Source organism: Ancylomarina sp. YFZ004 (assembly GCF_054254355.1).
Map to the genome: position 1 here is coordinate 242,095 of NZ_JBTCHQ010000004.1, position 14,702 is coordinate 256,796.

General features: G+C 35.9%; 17 protein-coding genes. All 17 read left to right on the forward strand.

Annotated elements, in window-relative coordinates:
• The first annotated feature begins 9 nt into the window (after window positions 1–9).
• The gene (gene rfbA, locus ACXR6G_RS08710; RefSeq protein ID WP_458361031.1) at window positions 10–885 is read left to right on the forward strand and encodes a glucose-1-phosphate thymidylyltransferase RfbA; all 876 of its coding nucleotides are present in this window, start codon (window positions 10–12) and stop codon (window positions 883–885) included.
• On the forward strand, window positions 885–1,460 hold the full coding sequence (rfbC, locus tag ACXR6G_RS08715; RefSeq protein WP_458361032.1) for a dTDP-4-dehydrorhamnose 3,5-epimerase: 576 nt from the start codon (window positions 885–887) through the stop codon (window positions 1,458–1,460). The genes rfbA (ACXR6G_RS08710) and rfbC (ACXR6G_RS08715) overlap by 1 nt, the downstream gene beginning before the upstream one ends.
• Window positions 1,448–2,338, forward strand: coding sequence for a dTDP-4-dehydrorhamnose reductase (gene rfbD / locus ACXR6G_RS08720; protein WP_458361033.1), 891 nt, complete (start codon window positions 1,448–1,450; stop codon window positions 2,336–2,338). The genes rfbC (ACXR6G_RS08715) and rfbD (ACXR6G_RS08720) overlap by 13 nt, the downstream gene beginning before the upstream one ends.
• Window positions 2,339–2,435: 97 nt before the next feature.
• Window positions 2,436–3,482 (forward strand): dTDP-glucose 4,6-dehydratase, encoded by a 1,047-nt coding sequence (gene rfbB, locus ACXR6G_RS08725; RefSeq protein ID WP_458361034.1) that lies wholly within the window; start codon window positions 2,436–2,438, stop codon window positions 3,480–3,482.
• 100 nt (window positions 3,483–3,582) lie between these two features.
• Window positions 3,583–4,647 (forward strand): mannose-1-phosphate guanylyltransferase, encoded by a 1,065-nt coding sequence (locus ACXR6G_RS08730; protein WP_458361035.1) that lies wholly within the window; start codon window positions 3,583–3,585, stop codon window positions 4,645–4,647.
• Between the two features lie 377 nt (window positions 4,648–5,024).
• The gene (gene rfbA, locus ACXR6G_RS08735; protein WP_458361036.1) at window positions 5,025–5,900 is read left to right on the forward strand and encodes a glucose-1-phosphate thymidylyltransferase RfbA; all 876 of its coding nucleotides are present in this window, start codon (window positions 5,025–5,027) and stop codon (window positions 5,898–5,900) included.
• Window positions 5,900–6,448, forward strand: a complete 549-nt coding sequence (gene rfbC / locus ACXR6G_RS08740) for a dTDP-4-dehydrorhamnose 3,5-epimerase (protein WP_458361037.1) — start codon at window positions 5,900–5,902, stop codon at window positions 6,446–6,448. Before rfbA (ACXR6G_RS08735) ends, rfbC (ACXR6G_RS08740) begins: the two co-directional genes overlap by 1 nt.
• A 153-nt stretch (window positions 6,449–6,601) precedes the next feature.
• A complete protein-coding gene (gene rfbD, locus ACXR6G_RS08745) occupies window positions 6,602–7,402 on the forward strand; it encodes a dTDP-4-dehydrorhamnose reductase (protein WP_458361201.1) in 801 nt (266 codons plus the stop codon).
• Between the two features lie 71 nt (window positions 7,403–7,473).
• Complete coding sequence (gene rfbB / locus ACXR6G_RS08750; RefSeq protein ID WP_458361038.1) at window positions 7,474–8,520, forward strand: dTDP-glucose 4,6-dehydratase; 1,047 nt, start codon at window positions 7,474–7,476, stop codon at window positions 8,518–8,520.
• 157 nt (window positions 8,521–8,677) lie between these two features.
• Window positions 8,678–9,763, forward strand: a complete 1,086-nt coding sequence (locus tag ACXR6G_RS08755; RefSeq protein WP_458361039.1) for a mannose-1-phosphate guanylyltransferase — start codon at window positions 8,678–8,680, stop codon at window positions 9,761–9,763.
• A 226-nt stretch (window positions 9,764–9,989) separates the two neighbouring features.
• The gene (locus ACXR6G_RS08760; protein WP_458361040.1) at window positions 9,990–10,133 is read left to right on the forward strand and encodes a hypothetical protein; all 144 of its coding nucleotides are present in this window, start codon (window positions 9,990–9,992) and stop codon (window positions 10,131–10,133) included.
• A 101-nt stretch (window positions 10,134–10,234) separates the two neighbouring features.
• Entirely contained in the window at window positions 10,235–10,672 is a 438-nt protein-coding gene (locus tag ACXR6G_RS08765) for a hypothetical protein (RefSeq protein ID WP_458361041.1), read from the forward strand.
• A 782-nt stretch (window positions 10,673–11,454) separates the two neighbouring features.
• The gene (locus tag ACXR6G_RS08770; protein ID WP_458361042.1) at window positions 11,455–11,691 is read left to right on the forward strand and encodes a sugar nucleotide-binding protein; all 237 of its coding nucleotides are present in this window, start codon (window positions 11,455–11,457) and stop codon (window positions 11,689–11,691) included.
• A gap of 40 nt (window positions 11,692–11,731) precedes the next feature.
• Window positions 11,732–11,839 carry a sugar nucleotide-binding protein gene (locus ACXR6G_RS08775; protein ID WP_458361043.1) on the forward strand — a complete coding sequence of 36 codons (108 nt, stop codon included), beginning with the start codon at window positions 11,732–11,734 and terminating at the stop codon, window positions 11,837–11,839.
• A 505-nt stretch (window positions 11,840–12,344) separates the two neighbouring features.
• Window positions 12,345–12,479: a hypothetical protein gene (locus ACXR6G_RS08780; RefSeq protein ID WP_458361044.1), complete on the forward strand. Its 135-nt coding sequence runs from the start codon at window positions 12,345–12,347 to the stop codon at window positions 12,477–12,479.
• A 134-nt stretch (window positions 12,480–12,613) separates the two neighbouring features.
• Window positions 12,614–13,672 (forward strand): GDP-mannose 4,6-dehydratase, encoded by a 1,059-nt coding sequence (gene gmd / locus ACXR6G_RS08785; protein WP_458361045.1) that lies wholly within the window; start codon window positions 12,614–12,616, stop codon window positions 13,670–13,672.
• Complete coding sequence (locus tag ACXR6G_RS08790) at window positions 13,608–14,552, forward strand: GDP-mannose 4,6-dehydratase (RefSeq protein WP_458361046.1); 945 nt, start codon at window positions 13,608–13,610, stop codon at window positions 14,550–14,552. Before gmd ends, ACXR6G_RS08790 begins: the two co-directional genes overlap by 65 nt.
• Window positions 14,553–14,702: the final 150 nt, after the last annotated feature.

The following is a 14,702-nucleotide window of genomic DNA, read 5'->3' on the forward strand; positions in this document are numbered from 1 at the left end:
AATAAAAATATGAAAGGAATAATCTTAGCAGGAGGCAGCGGAACTCGTTTGTATCCAATTACCAAAGGCGTTTCGAAGCAGTTGTTACCTGTTTACGATAAACCTATGATATATTATCCATTGTCAGTCTTGATGTTGGCAGGGATACAAGAGATCTTAATTATCTCAACACCTGAAGACCTACCTAATTTTGAGAAATTATTAGGATCAGGTGAAGATTTAGGTTTAAAATTATCTTATAAAGAGCAGCCTAGTCCTGACGGTTTAGCACAAGCTTTTATCATTGGGGATGAATTTATTGGTGATGATGATGTTTGTCTGGTATTAGGAGATAATATTTTCTACGGTCATGGCTTAACAGAAATGCTGGCTAATGCACGTAAAAATGTTGAAGAAGAAGGTAAAGCAACTGTATTTGGTTATTATGTGAAAGATCCGGAACGTTACGGCGTTGCAGGTTTTGATGCTGATGGTACAGTTACTTCTATTGAAGAAAAACCAGAAAATCCAAAATCTAACTATGCAGTAGTTGGTTTGTATTTCTATTCCAATGATGTGATTCAGGTGGCAAAAAATGTAAAACCTTCACATCGTGGTGAACTTGAAATTACTACAGTTAACCAGGAATATCTACAACAGGAGCGCTTGAAAGTGGAATTGATGGGTAGAGGTTATGCCTGGTTGGATACCGGAACTCACGAATCTTTATTGGATGCTAGTCGTTTTATCGAAACTATTGAAACAAGACAAGGACTTAAGGTGGCTTGCTTGGAAGAGATAGCTTATAACATGGGCTATATAAATGCTGAACAGGTTCAGAAATTAGCAGAGCCTTTGAAGAAAAATGCTTACGGTCAATACTTACTACAGTTAATCCAAGAATAATGGAGTTTATCAAGACAGAAATTCCAGAGGTAGTCATCATCGAACCAAAAGTGTTTGGAGATGATAGGGGCTATTTCTTTGAGTCTTTCAATCATAGAGAATTTGAAGAAAATATAGGTCAAGTTGATTTTATTCAAGACAATGAATCGAAATCTTCTAGAGGCGTTTTACGTGGCTTACATTTTCAGAAGCCACCTTTTAACCAAGCGAAATTAGTTCGTTGTATCGAAGGTGAAGTTTTGGATGTAGCTGTAGATTTAAGAAAAGATTCCCCTACTTATAAAAAGTATGTTGCAGTGAAACTTAACGGGGAAAATAAGAGACAAATGTTTGTGCCGCGTGGTTTTGCTCATGGTTTTGTAGTCTTAAGTGAGAAAGCTACATTTGCTTATAAGGTGGACAATTGGTACGCGCCAGAACACGATTCGGGTATCGCCTGGAATGATGAAGAGATTGCTGTTGATTGGCAAATTGCTGCTGAAGAAGTACAATTGTCTGGGAAAGATCAAGAATTATTTCCATTGAGTGAAATTGATAATCCGTTTAGCTTAAAAAGGGAATTATGCGAATATTAGTATGTGGTTCAAACGGACAATTGGGTTCAGAAATAAATGGACTAGCTAGTTTATACTCAAATTTGGAATTTGTCTTTTCTGATTTGCCGGAATTGGATATTTGTAATAAAGAGAAACTGTCTCAGTTTATAAGCGAAAATCAAATTGATGGAATCATCAATTGTGCTGCTTATACTGCTGTGGATAAAGCGGAAGATGATTCTAAAACTGCAGAATTAGTGAACGCTACTGCTGTTGGCAATTTGGTGTCCGTAGCTGAAGAGCAGAATTTAAAATTGATTCACATCTCTACCGATTACGTTTTTGATGGAACTGCCCATTTCCCTTATACCGAGGATTTTGAAGTATCACCAATTGGGGTGTACGGAAAAACAAAACGCGAAGGAGAGGAGTATGTAATTAATTCTTCTTCGGAATCAATCGTAATTCGTACTTCTTGGTTGTATTCTTCTTTTGGGAACAATTTTGTTAAAACGATGTTGCGTTTGGGTTCTGAAAGAGAAAGCTTGGGTGTGATTTTCGATCAGGTTGGGACGCCAACCTTTGCAAGAGATTTGGCTCAAACTTGTTTGGAGATTCTTTCTAAATCGGAGCGTTTGGATGTCAAAGGAAAGGTTTATCACTTTTCTAATGAAGGAGTCGCTTCCTGGTACGATTTTGCCAAGGCCATTATGGATATGGGAGAGGTAAACTGCGAGGTTAATCCAATTGAATCTAAAGATTATCCTACTCCAGCAGCACGTCCTCACTATTCTGTATTGAACAAGTCAAAGATAAAAATGGACTTTGGAGTTAAGATTCCTTATTGGCGTGATTCGCTTAAAGAATGTATTCAAACATTAAAGGCTGAAAAAACTATACTGGTAACCGAAAACTAACAACAGTTTAAACATTAGCGTAATTGATTAAAAATTGCTCCGCTAGCTTTCAGATCTGAAAACTTGACTAAGTCAATTCGCATCATAAATTTTAAGTATGAAAAATATATTAGTAACTGGAGGTGCAGGATTTATTGGTTCTCATCTCGTTCGTTTATTGGTCAACAAATACCCTGAATACCGTATTATTAATATGGACGTTTTGACCTATGCAGGGAATCTTGCTAATTTGACTGATATTGAAGAAAAATCTAATTATGAATTTGTAAAATGTGATATCTGCGATTTCGAAAAAGTACAAAAGATTTTTGTTGATTATCAAATTGAAGGTGTGATTCATTTGGCTGCAGAATCTCATGTTGACCGCTCAATTAAAGATCCTTTCTCATTTGCACAGACCAATGTGATGGGAACCTTAAGTCTTTTGCAAGCTGCTAAGTTTGCCTGGGATGGCAAATTTGAGGATAAGCTATTCTATCATGTTTCTACTGATGAAGTATACGGTTCTCTGGGAGAGGAAGGCTTCTTTTTAGAAACCACAGCTTATGACCCTCATTCTCCTTATTCGGCTTCTAAAGCTTCTTCGGATCATTTCGTACGTGCTTTTCAAGATACTTTTGGTTTGCCAACTGTCATCTCCAATTGTTCGAATAACTACGGATCTTATCAGTTTCCTGAAAAATTGATTCCATTGTTCATCAACAATATTTGCAACAACAAGCCATTACCTGTTTACGGTAAGGGTGAGAATGTTCGTGATTGGTTGTATGTCGAGGATCATGCTCGTGCGATTGATGTTATTTTCCATAAGGGTAAACATGGGGATACCTACAATATTGGAGGATTCAACGAGTGGAAAAATATCGACTTGATTAAGGTGATGATCAAAACCGTTGATAAATTATTGGGTAGAGAAGAAGGCACTTCTGAAAAACTTATTACTTATGTGACCGATCGTGCTGGTCACGATGCACGTTATGCCATTGATTCTACGAAACTGAAGGAAGAGTTAGGATGGGAACCATCACTTCAGTTTGAGGAAGGTATTGAAAAAACCGTGAAATGGTATCTTGAAAATAAAGAATGGATGGAGAACATCACTAGTGGCGAATATGAAAAGTACTACGAAGAGATGTACAAATAAGAAAAAATAAAAACAATGAAGAAGTCAAATAAGTGAAAGTCTAACTTTTTTGACTTTTCTCATTCGCCCCTTGATCTATCGCATTGCACAAAACTACAAAATGAATAATAATAACTACATAGTCATCATGGCAGGTGGAGTCGGTTCTCGATTCTGGCCTATGAGTACCGAAGAAAAGCCCAAGCAATTTTTAGATGTCTTGGGAATTGGTAAAACGCTTTTACAGCAAACTGTAGCCCGTTTTAAAACGGTAGCTCCTCCTGAGAACATTCTGATAGTCACTTCTGCCAAATATAAAACACTAGTAGCAGAACAATGTCCTGAATTGTTGGGAAGCAATATCTTGTTAGAGCCTTGCATGCGTAATACAGCACCTTGTATCGCCTATGCGGCTTACAAAATACAAGGTTTAAACCCCAATGCCAATATTGTAGTGGCTCCATCGGATCATTTGATTACGAATGAAGCTGAATTTATTCGCATTATCGAGAATGGTTTGGATTTTACAGCGAATAATGAGACCCTTTTAACTTTGGGTATTCAACCTCACCGTCCTGAGACAGGTTATGGTTATATTCAAGCGGAGCTTGATAGTCAGCAGCCAACAGTCATTAGTAAAGTGGCAGCTTTTAAGGAAAAACCAGATTTGGATACAGCCAAGAAATATTTGGAATCTGGAGATTTTTTCTGGAATTCAGGTATTTTCTTGTGGTCGCTTAAGAGCATTATAAGTGCGTTTGAAAACGACTTGCCTGAAGTGGCAGCTTTGTTTACTAAGGGAGAATCTTTTTATAATACCGATAAGGAGCAAGCCTTTATCGATGAGATGTTTCCAACTTGTATGAATATCTCTATTGACTACGGCGTAATGGAGAAGGCGGATAATATCTACGTGCAACCAGCTGATTTCGGTTGGTCTGATTTGGGTACCTGGGGATCACTTTGGGAAAAACGAGAGCGCTGTGATCAAGGTAATACAGTAGTGGGAGATAAGGTTCATGTTTTTGAATCCAGCAACTGCATCGTCAATATGCCTAAGGATAAAAAAGTGGTCATTCAGGGCTTAGATGATTATATCGTTGTGGAAGATAATGAGACCCTTTTGATCTGCAAAAAAGAAGAGGAACAGCGCATTAAAGAATTCCGTGCTGCCGTTCTCAATTAATTCTTTAAAAGCAGAATAAAAAAAATATTTAACCACAGATTACGCAGATTTACACAAATTAAATCTGATAAATCTGTGGTTTCTTTGTTTCTCTCCTGTCCTGCTGGTCCGAGGATCGGAACTAATTAGTGATCATTAGTGTAAATTAGTGGTTTCCTTTTTTACCTTTAATCCGCCTGAGGCGTTCCGATAGCTATTGGAATCGTTTCACACTTCGACGAGCTCAGGGAACACTCAGCCTTAACAACTTTTTATCCTTTAACCTTTCTTTCCTTTAACCTTATTAAACTATATTTGTTGATACATAACAAATTATTAGATAACTTGTATCGATCAGTGAAGATTTGAACGAACAGTTATCATCTAATACTCTAAACATGAAGGGAATCATACTAGCAGGTGGATCTGGGACACGTTTATACCCCATTACTAAAGGGGTCTCGAAGCAACTTCTACCCATTTACGATAAACCGATGATCTATTACCCACTCTCGGTTTTGATGCTTGCAGGCATTCAGGAGATATTAATCATATCAACGCCTGAAGATTTGCCTAATTTTATCAAACTATTGGGTACTGGTGAAGATTTGGGCTTGAAACTTTCCTATAAGGAGCAACCCAGCCCAGATGGTTTGGCACAGGCTTTTATTTTAGGTGATGAATTTATTGGTAATGATGATGTTTGTTTAGTATTAGGAGATAATATTTTCTATGGTCATGGTTTGACAGAGATGCTAGCTAATGCGCGTAGAAATGTTGAAGAAGAAGATAAAGCAACTGTTTTTGGTTACTATGTGAGTGACCCAGAACGTTATGGTGTTGCTGGATTTGATGCTGATGGAACAGTTACATCAATTGAGGAAAAACCAGAAAATCCTGCTTCTAATTATGCTGTAGTCGGTTTGTATTTCTATTCAAATGATGTGATTCAGGTAGCTAAAAATGTAAAACCTTCTCATAGAGGAGAGTTGGGAATTACGACTGTTAATCAGGAATACTTAAATCAGGGGCGCTTAAAAGTTGAATTGATGGGCCGCGGTTATGCTTGGTTGGATACGGGTACTCACGAATCTTTATTGGATGCCAGTCGTTTTATCGAGACTATTGAAACTAGACAAGGACTAAAAGTAGCTTGTTTGGAAGAAATAGCTTACAATATGGGCTACATATCTGCGGAGGAAGTTCAGAAATTAGCAGAGCCATTAAAGAAGAATGGCTACGGACAGTATCTATTAAAGCTAAATAAAGAATAATGGAGTTTATCAAGACAGAAATACCCGAAGTAGTCATCATCGAACCTAATATTTTTGGAGATGACAGAGGCTACTTTTTTGAATCTTTCAATCAGAAAGAGTTCGAAGAAAACATTGGAAAAGTTGATTTTGTGCAGGATAACGAATCGAAGTCATCAAGAGGAGTACTAAGAGGTTTACATTTCCAGGAACCACCTTTTAATCAGGCGAAACTAGTTCGTTGCATCGAAGGTGAAGTTTTGGATATAGCTGTTGATCTTCGTAAAGATTCACCCAATTATAAAAAATACGTTGCAGTCAAACTAAACGGAGAAAACAAAAGACAAATGTTTGTGCCTCGTGGATTTGCACACGGTTTTGTGGTTTTAAGTGAAAAAGCAATTTTTGCTTATAAGGTTGACAATGGGTACGCACCTAATCATGATTCTGGTATTGCATGGAATGATGAAGAAATTGCTGTTGATTGGCAAATTTCCTTTGAGGAAGTGCAACTTTCAGGTAAGGATCAATTATTGAAACCATTGGCTGAAACTGAAAATCCTTTTTAATATGAACCACACATTTCACAGATTAACATAAATTATAAGCGAATGAAATTATTGATCGTAAGAGCAAATGGTCAACTGGGATCTGAGATTAAAGCATTGAGCGTATCCTTTCCTAACTTGGAGTGTGTTTTTTCAGATTTACCTTAACTTGATATATGTAATATTGAACTATTATCGAAGTTTATAGTAGATCATCAAGTTGAAGCAATTATCAATTGTGCAGCCTATACTGCGGTTGACAAGGCTGAGGAAGATACTCACCTTGCTAAATTAGTGAATGCTACGGCCGTTAGTAATTTGGTTATTATGGCTGAAGAGAAAAACTTAAAGCTGATTCATATTTCCACCGATTATGTCTTTGATGGTACTTCTCATATTCCATACACTGAAGATATGGCTGTATCTCCTTTGGGCGTTTATGGTAGAACGAAACGAGAAGGTGAAGAGTTTGTTATCAATTCAACTTCCGATTCTATTCTTATTCGTACCTCTTGGTTATATTCGACCTTTGGGAATAATTTTGTGAAAACCATGCTGCGTTTAGGTAATGAAAGAGAAGGTTTGGGTGTGATTTTCGATCAGGTTGGAACCCCAACTTACGCTAGAGACTTGGCTCAGACTTGTCTGGAGATTCTTTCTAAGTCTGAGCGATTGGATAGTAAAGGAAAGGTATATCATTTTTCCAATGAAGGAGTTACTTCCTGGTATGATTTTGCTAAAGCTATTATGAAAATGGGAAAGGTAGATTGTCAGGTTAATCCTATTGAAAGCAAAGATTACCCTACTCCAGCTGCACGTCCTCACTATTCTGTATTGAACAAGTCTAAAATTAAAGCAGACTTCGGCGTACAAATCCCTTATTGGCGCGATTCACTTAAAGAATGTATTCAAACATTAAAGGCAGATAAATCTATAATTGATAACAGAAAACTGACAACAGCTCACACTAATTAGTGTAACCGAGCTTGCGAGCTCAACGAAGTTAATTAGTCATCATTCGCGTCATCTATTAAAAATATTTAAACATGAAAAATATATTAGTAACCGGAGGTGCAGGATTTATTGGTTCTCACCTCGTTCGTTTATTGGTCAATAAATACCCTGAGTACCGTATTATCAATATGGATGTGTTGACCTATGCAGGAAATCTTGCTAATTTGACAGATATTGAAGGCAAAGAAAATTATGAATTCGTTAAGTGTGATATCTGCGATTTCGAAAAGGTTCAGAAGATCTTTGTTAACTATCAAATTGAAGGTGTGATTCATTTGGCTGCTGAGTCTCATGTTGACCGTTCAATCAAGGACCCTTTTTCCTTTGCACAAACTAATGTGATGGGAACATTGAGTCTTTTACAAGCTGCGAAGTTCGCCTGGGAAGGTCAATTTGAAGATAAACTGTTTTACCATGTTTCTACTGATGAAGTTTATGGTTCTTTAGGAGAAGAAGGTTTCTTTTTGGAAACAACGGCTTATGATCCACACTCACCCTATTCTGCCTCTAAAGCTTCTTCAGATCACTTCGTACGTGCTTTTCAGGATACTTTTGGTTTGCCAACAGTAATTTCTAACTGTTCGAACAACTACGGATCCTATCAGTTTCCAGAGAAGTTGATTCCATTGTTCATCAACAATATTTGCAACAACAAGCCATTACCTGTTTATGGGAAGGGTGAGAATGTTCGTGATTGGTTGTATGTCGAGGATCATGCCCGTGCGATTGATGTGATTTTTCATGAAGGAAAACATGGGGATACCTACAATATTGGAGGATTCAACGAGTGGAAAAATATCGATCTGATTAAGGTGATGATTAAAACGGTTGATGAATTATTGGGCAGAGAAGAAGGAACTTCTGAAAAACTAATCACCTATGTGACCGATCGTGCTGGTCACGATTTGCGTTATGCAATAGATTCGACTAAGCTTAAAAATGAATTAGGCTGGGAACCATCATTACAATTCGAGGAAGGCATTGAAAAAACCGTGAAATGGTACCTTGAAAATACAGAGTGGTTAGATAATGTGACTTCTGGAGAATATCAGAAGTATTATGAGGCAATGTATAAGTAGTTTCATAAATATATTAATTTACTTTCTGATATTGTAAATCTTTATTCCACACAGAAGAATTCAGAAATCATAGTTTAAGGGGTTCAGATCTGCATGACCTGAATCCCTTTTTGTTAATTATTATTTAAGATATAGTAATATTTAGAATAAATATTTTATGAATAAAAACAACTACATCGTCATTATGGCAGGAGGAGTCGGTTCTCGATTCTGGCCAATGAGTACCGAAGAAAAGCCAAAGCAATTTTTAGATGTTTTGGGTATTGGTAAAACGCTTTTGCAGCAAACTGTAGCACGTTTTAAAACTGTAGCCCCTTCAGAGAACATTCTGATTGTCACTTCGGCCAAATACAAAACGTTGGTAGCAGAGCAATGTCCTGAATTGTTGGAAAGCAATATTTTATTGGAGCCTTGTATGCGTAATACAGCACCTTGTATCGCTTATGCTGCTTATAAAATTAAGGGTTTAAATCCTGAAGCGAATATCGTAGTGGCTCCTTCAGATCATTTGATCACGAATGAGGCAGAATTTATTCGCATTATTGAGAATGGTTTAGATTTCACTGTTAATAATGACACTTTATTAACTTTGGGGATTCAACCTCACCGTCCGGAAACTGGATATGGCTATATTCAGGCTTCGCCTTCAATGACGAATAATGAATTAGGAATTACGAATAAAGAAAGTGTTTGTAAAGTAGCAGCCTTTAAAGAGAAACCAAACCTGGAAACGGCTAAGGCATATTTGGCATCGGGTGACTTCTTTTGGAACTCTGGCATCTTCTTATGGTCGCTTAAGAGCATACTGAAGGCTTTTGAAAATGATTTGCATGAAGTGGCTGCTTTGTTTGCCAAGGGAGAGACTTTCTATAATACAGATAAAGAACAAGCATTCATTGATGAGATGTTTCCAACTTGTATGAATATCTCTATTGATTACGGTGTAATGGAAAAGGCGGATAATATCTACGTGCAACCAGCAGATTTTGGTTGGTCTGATTTAGGTACCTGGGGATCACTTTGGGAAAAACGGGAACGTTGTGAGCAAGGTAATACCGTAGTAGGTGATAAGGTTCATGTCTTTGAATCGAGCAATTGTATTGTGAATATGCCTATAGATAAAAAAGTTGTGATTCAGGGTTTAGACGACTATATCGTCGTGGAAGATAATGAGACCCTTTTGATCTGCAAAAAAGAAGAAGAACAGCGTATTAAAGAATTTAGAGCAGCTGCACTTTCATAAATAATATTGAACCACAGATTATCACAGATTTTTAGATGTTTTCTAATTTGTGTAAATCAGTGTAATTTGTGGTTTCCTTTTTTAAGAATATCGGGCTTACGAGTTTGACAAAATCCATTAGTCCATCAGGACAAGAAGAGAGAGGTTTCTCACTTCAGTCTTGAAAAAATAATACTCTGTACTCTCCTTCGAAATCACTTTAGTTGCATTTGTTTCTTGAATCGAAGTGATTTTTAATAGTAATAATCTTGAAATTGCGCCTCATTTAGCCGGTATTGGAATCGATGAAGCCTATCTTACAGTAGGCAAAAACCTATATCAAGAGGTTGTTGATGCGAGTACACTTCAAAAGAAAGAAGATCAGGAGTAAGCTTTAGCATACGATGTTTATTTTGAAAACAAAGAAAATTGCGAGAAAGCTCATAAATGTAATTTAAATATTGTTAGGTTTGTCGTGCGTAGCGATAAAAATTGCAAAACAGATTGTTACTAAGCTATAGCTTGATCCATTGTCGTGTTACCGATTGGATTATTAGTACCATCGAGTTTTATGATCGTTTGGCAGTGGAAGCAGACTTCGTGGATAAATTTAAGGTGACAAAAATTACGCATGAAAAAATAGCTGCTGATCAACAAGCAATTCATAATTTGAATGAGCTAAGAAACGAAGCCATTGCAGAAAAAGGGGGGGCTCAGGAAACTACTCGTCAACGTAATAAAAAAATAGAAGCATTAGAAGATTTTTGTTACGAATTAAAGACGCTGGCTAAAATTGCCCTCGAAGATCAATCTCAATATTTCAATACCTTGAGATTCTTGGTATACTTGTTCGTTCCTAAAGGGAATAGAGTAGAAATAAAAGTGGGTGTCCAAAAAGATGTAAATCAGACATTGAACGTCATCCTGTAACATTGTCCGACGAAGCCCATTTATTTCAGGATTTCATAATCAATGTGTAAAGATTCTGTGTCGAGTTTACGAATTCACTGAATGTAAACAGATTCAGAATGATAAATGCATTTATTTCTGGACATCCTTTTTAATTTTTTAATAAAGAAAAGCCTAAAAGTTTCCACACAACTCTCAAGCTTTCTTATTGCCAATATAATTTTCTCAGCTCTTTTAAGCCTCCAATACTAGATCTGAAATTTTTGATGCATTTTCACTATCCCCTTGGTTGAGGATGCGTTCAGAAAGTTGAACAATTTGAGAAATTGCTGGATTATTTTCGATTTCCTGTGCAATTTATTGAGGTAGGTTTCCTAGTTCCATTTTATCTTTTCTTTATAATTTTTGTTTCTCTTTCGGCAATGATTGTGTCAAAGCTATTTATGGAAAGCTAATTTAGTTATTGATTGTTTAATAAATGCAAATGTAAAATAAAGAGGGGAGAGTTTGGCTTGTCAAATCTGTCAAGTTGCTTATAAAGTCTAAAAATCTAAAATGTCGATTCCAAAAGTGTTCGGGAGACTCAAATGTCGTTATAAACTATTGACCCATATCTATTTCGTTAAAATCAGTGTTCATTAGTATCAATTTATGACCTATGGTGAGGGCTTCGCAGTGCGCAAGTTCATTAAGATATTAGTGGTTTCATTATACTAAAACGAAATTTCATTTTTTTTTTTTGGGATTTTGGGATAACTTGTGTTATCAGTTGTAATAATTCGTACACATTAGGCCTTCAATAGATGAAAATATTAGTAAGGGGTTCCAAGGGCCAATTAGGCTCAGAAATAAAGGTATTAAGTTCCGAGTATCCAGCCTTGGATTTTGTATGTCCCAGTTCTTCAGAACTGGATATATGCAATCTTAATTCACAAAATGATTTTGTGAAAGAGAAGGGCTTTGAAGCCATTATCAATTGTGTCGGCTATACGGCTGTCGATAATGCAGAGAAAGATTCCGGAGTCGCCGAATTTGGTTAATGCAAAGTCTGTCTCAAATTTGTTATTTTTCGCCAAAAAAATGAACCTAAAGCTGCGTCACTTTTCAACAGATTACGTTATTGATGGGATGGGTAAGCGACCTTATACCGAAAAAATGCATGTAGCTCCTTTAGGGGTATATGGTTAAACTAAACGAGCGGTAGAATTGGAGATTGTTCATTCGACAACTAATTAAATTGTCATAAAAACTTCGTGGATGTATTCTTCATTTGGGAACAATTTTGTGAAACACATGCTCCGACTGGGAAAGGAAAAATCTAGCTGTGGTCTATGATCAGGTTGGTAGGTCAACTTATGCCAGAGATATGGCTAGTGTATCTCTGGATATACTTTCAAAATCCAAGAGATTGGATGTCAAGGGAAGTTTAACCTATTGTTTTTTAGTCAAAAAAAATAATAAAGGGCTTGATGTACTGCTAAAATATTTATCTGTAGCATAAGATAAAAAAACATGAAATTAACCATTGCTGGTAAATTTTGGAAGGACAGTGCGGAAAATACAATAATTTGATTTCTGAATATATGTGTACCACATTATAGATTCATTATTGATGAAGAAATTGTGGATTTCTTTAGTGAAAGTGATCTTGTTTTTTTTACAATACAAAAGGATATCTCAAAGCGCCGTGCTTATGTTGACTATGAGTTATGGTGTTCCAGTCCTCATTTCTAATTTGGAGGCTTTCGACAAGGTAATCGAATATAAGGAAAATGGATTTTTATTTAAAACTGAATACCATGTGGATTTAGCTAGGGAAATTCAATAAATAATTGAAAATCAATCTAATTTAGAACAAGTAGGTCAGAATGTACTGGGAATTCTAAAGAAAAATATGATTGGGAAGTAGTTGGTTTACAAACTTGTGAATATTATTTATTAATCTTAAAACAGACTAAATAGATGAAAAAAGCATTAATTACAGGAATTACGGGGCAGGATGGCGCTTATTTAACAAAGTTGCTTCTAGCTAAAGGGTATCAAGTTTTTGGATTATATAGAAGAACATCTTCGGTGAATTTTTGGAGGATGGAAGAGCTAAATGTTTTAGACCATCCAAATTTGAAATTAGTTGAGTTTGATTTAACTGATCAATCGATTTGTATTCGTCTTGTTTCTGAAATCATGCCCGACGAAATATATAATCTGGCAGCACAGAGTTTTGTTGGGGTTTCTTTTGATCAGCCAATAACAACTGCTAATATCACAGGTCTAGGTGCTGTACACTTGCTTGAAGCTATTCGAATAGTAAACACAAAAATTAAGTTTTATCAAGCCTCAACGTCTGAAATGTTTGGTAAAGTTCAAGAAATTCCTCAATCAGAAAAAACAATTTTTTACCCTCGAAGTCCATATGGAGTTGCTAAATTGTATGCTCATTGGATGACTATAAATTATAGAGAATCTTATGATATTTTTACTGCTTGCGGTATTCTTTTTAATCATGAATCTCCGTTGAGAGGTAAGGAGTTTGTTACAAGGAAGATAACTGATGCAGTAGCTAAGATTAAGCTAGGAATCCAGGATACACTTGAATTAGGGAATTTGAATGCTAAACGAGATTGGGGTTTTGCAGAGGAATATGTTGAAGCTATGTATTTGATGTTGCAAGCTGAAACCCCTGATACTTTCGTTGTTTCTACAAATCGTACAGTTACTGTTCGTGATTTTGTTACGATGGCTTTTAAAGCTATTGATATTGTTATCGCCTGGAAAGGTGAAAATGAAAATGAAATTGGAATACATGCTATAACAGGAGAAACAATAGTAAAAGTAAATCCAGTATTTTATAGACCAACAGAAGTAGAGTTATTAATAGGAGATGCTAGTAAGGCTAAAGAGATTTTAGGTTGGGAGGCAACTACTACTCTTGAACAATTATGTGAAATGATGGTTAATGAAGATATACGACGAAATGAAACAGGAATCAAAGCAGGACTTAAAGCAGGAATCAGTTTCTAAAGTTCTCATTACCGGAATTGATGGGTTTACGGGTGTTTATTTGGAGAAATTATTCTTAAATGAGGGGCTTCAAGTTTATGGGACAGTTAATCAAATATCACAGAATAAAAATCATTTTTTCTGTGATATTCGAGATAAAGTATCGCTGGGTAAAATTGTGAAAGAGATTTCTCCAAATTACGTTGTTCATTTGGCAGCAATTTCATTCGTAGGCGAGGAAGATAAATTGTTGATGTACGATGTTAATATTATCGGAACACAAAATTTACTAGATTCACTCGTTGAGAATAATTTAAAGCCTAAAAAAGTAATATTAGCAAGTAGCGCTGCTGTTTATGGAAACCAGGGTGCTTCGGTTCTTGATGAATCAATGGTTCCAAAACCGATTAACCATTATGGTTATACTAAACTTGTGATGGAGCATTTGGCTTCTACTTACTTTTCAAAGCTTAATATCGTTATTGTAAGACCTTTTAATTACACTGGAGTGTTTCAGTCTTCTACTTTTTTAATACCAAAAATTGTTAAACATTTCGCTGAGCGAAAGGAATATATTGAGTTGGGTAATATTGATGTTGCTCGTGAATTTAATCATGTGGAAGATATTGCTCAAATATATTTCAAGTTATTGTCAATTAAGGAAGATAGTCTAACTGTTAACATTTGTTCAAGTCATTCAATTTATGTTCAGGATATCATAAGCTATCTAAATCAAATAGCAGGTTATGAGATCAAGGTGACTCAAAATCCTCTTTTTGTTCGGAAAAATGAGATTAAAGAACTGAAAGGGTCTTCTGATCAATTGTTTACTTTATTAAAATGTGATTTTAAGAGAGATGTTTTTTATACTTTAAAAGAAATGTATAATTCATATACCTAATTATAATTTTAAGATAATTAATATGAAAATAGGTATTGTGGGAACTCGTGGTGTCTCACAAAAGATGTTGGTTTTGAGATATTTGCTCAAGATGTATCACCCTTAATTGTTAAGTTGGGCATTGATGTTACAGTTTATTGTGATAGATCT